The organism is Ruegeria sp. SCP11 (assembly GCF_040329455.1).
GTDB classification, from domain to species: Bacteria; Pseudomonadota; Alphaproteobacteria; order Rhodobacterales; family Rhodobacteraceae; genus Ruegeria; species Ruegeria atlantica_E.
Genome location: NZ_JBDZYG010000046.1, coordinates 1 through 2,167, shown reverse-complemented (window position 1 = coordinate 2,167; position 2,167 = coordinate 1). Strand labels below are relative to the sequence as shown.

The 2,167-nt window shown below is 53.1% G+C and carries 3 protein-coding genes; all 3 read right to left on the bottom strand.

Features of this window, described 5'->3' with window-relative positions; genetic code table 11:
• A partial coding sequence (locus ABLN94_RS24540) for an alpha/beta fold hydrolase (RefSeq protein ID WP_352997332.1) occupies nt 1-786 on the bottom strand: 786 nt, incomplete at its 3' end.
• A gap of 318 nt (nt 787-1,104) precedes the next feature.
• The gene (locus ABLN94_RS24535) at nt 1,105-1,431 is read right to left on the bottom strand and encodes a hypothetical protein (RefSeq protein ID WP_352997330.1); all 327 of its coding nucleotides are present in this window, start codon (nt 1,429-1,431) and stop codon (nt 1,105-1,107) included.
• A gap of 139 nt (nt 1,432-1,570) precedes the next feature.
• On the bottom strand, nt 1,571-2,167 hold a 597-nt coding region (locus ABLN94_RS24530), incomplete at its 5' end, for an autotransporter domain-containing protein (RefSeq protein WP_352997328.1).

Below are 2,167 nucleotides of genomic sequence, written 5' to 3'. Positions count from 1 at the left end.
CAGACTGGCAACCGCGCCGACAAATTCGATCCACCATTCGCGATCCACAAACCCATAATGTCCTGCGCCCGCCCACTCGTGCGCTGCACAGTTGGGAAGCTCAGAGCAAAGGTGTCGAGGCATTTCCGGTGAGATAATATCGTCCGCAGTACCATAAAACATCTCCACTGGTTGCTGGATCTCTTTTGGCGAAAATCCCCAATCCCAAAGAGCCATCGTCATTTCGAAAACTCCTTCCTCGTGTTGCAGATAACCAAGGCGAAAATTTTCTTCGAATAAGGCTTGTTGCTCTGGATTGCGGAGTATGGTTTTGGCTTCGTTGGGCATTTGATCAACGACAGACTCCACATATGAAGGGATGTCTTTCAATGCACTTTTTGCGCCCATACGCTCGGCCCAACGGATCAGGAAGGTCAGATGGCGCAGTTTCGCGATGGTCTTAAGGTCCTTCAGTACCAGCATTTTGGTAACACCGGGCTCATCGAATGGCGCCACAGGAGAAGCGAGCGCTACTTTGCGCACACGTTCGGGCATGTGAAATGCCACCGCCAATGCGTGGGGTCCACCTCCGGAATGGCCCGCTACGTTGAATGTATCGAGGCCAAGATGGTCAGCGAGGTCCTCCATATCGATGCCCCAGTCCGCCATTCTCCGATCTTTCTTCGGACTCGATCCTCCAACACCGGGTTGATCTGCTGCAATCCATCGCACTCCAAGCGAAGAGGTTAGACTGTCGTCGGGCTGACGAATTACATGAGAGTCGGAAAACCCATGGCTAAAAATCACGGGTGTCCCGTTTGGGTCGCCGTAAGTGCTGTAAGCGAGTGTTCTACCATCTCTGAGAGTTATGTGGTTGGTCACGTTGATCTCCTAAAACGAAATACCCTTAGGCTATTGGTTTACTAGAGTGCTGGCTAAGAACTGATCCAAAGGTACGAGCCGTTCTCACCTATTAGGTATCATATTCATTGGTCTGCATACTGAAGCGCAGTTGTCAGTTTGGGCTCTATCCGGACTGAGCAGCTTGTTTGATGACAAGCAGATCAAGTGCTGGTGGAAAGCTCCGACTTCTCGGAGCTTTCGCCGTTACGAATGCATCTATACCTAGTCGGTGAATGTGTATTCACCCAGATCACACAGGTTCAGTTCATAGTCTTCGGCTTCGGAACCGTCGGCAAAGACGCCACGGATATCATAGACACAGGTCGTCAACCCGTCTGCGATATCCACGCCAATTTCATACCCAGGAGCCAGATAACCACCCGCTAAAAGGTTTGCTTCCCAATCGTCGGATGATGCCGGGGAGACGTTGAACTCAACAAGGTCGGCACTGCTGTCATTGTAGAGCATGAATTCCAGATCTTCCGCCTGAGCCGGCGAATGAACGGCCAGTGCCGCCAAAGCTAGTGCCGCAGAGAATACAGTTTTCATCGATTTGATCCTTCTGTTTGATCGGTAAATTGGTTGTGGGCCACCTTTGCCCGTGAGTGATGATGTGAGTGAGCGCTGCGGTGGCCCACAAGAGACGGTGCGAAGAGAAGCGCGCCGTCTTTCTCTCGTGGAGGAGGGTTCAGAACAGGAACTCGAAACCCAGTTGGCCAGCAACGCCATAGTCGTCAGAGCTGCTGCCAAATCCGCTCTGGGCGGAGACTTCTCCGAACAAGGTTGTGTTTGCTGTGATGTCCATGTGACCTCCCAGTGTTAGGGCAAGGTTATTCCTGCCACGTTCGGTCAGAACTGTGTCGTTTCCAAAAGACACCGAGGTTTCGTCATCAAACGCATGGTAGTAGTCGACCTGGCCAAAGAGGACACTGGTGGCGAACTCACGTTCGGCCCGCAAACCTATGCGCGCACTTAGCGTATCGCCGTCAGAGACCGTTCCGGTGGCACCGCTTGAAACATCGTTGAGGTCGTCGGCATCGACGCTGCTATAGAGGAGTTGCGCCTGAGGAATGAGGTTCAGCCCATTGTTCAGGGCAAGCACCTTGCCAACCTCGATCGAGGCGGCATAGCCATCGCCATCCGTATCAACCTCCTGCCCTCCGGCAAGGCGGGTTGTGCTGTCGAAGAACGCATAACGCAACTGACCATCCAGATAGAGTTGACTATCGGCCAGCCACAACGCGCTCAGCGTCACATCGTAGGCGTCGGTGTCGATCTTGCCGTC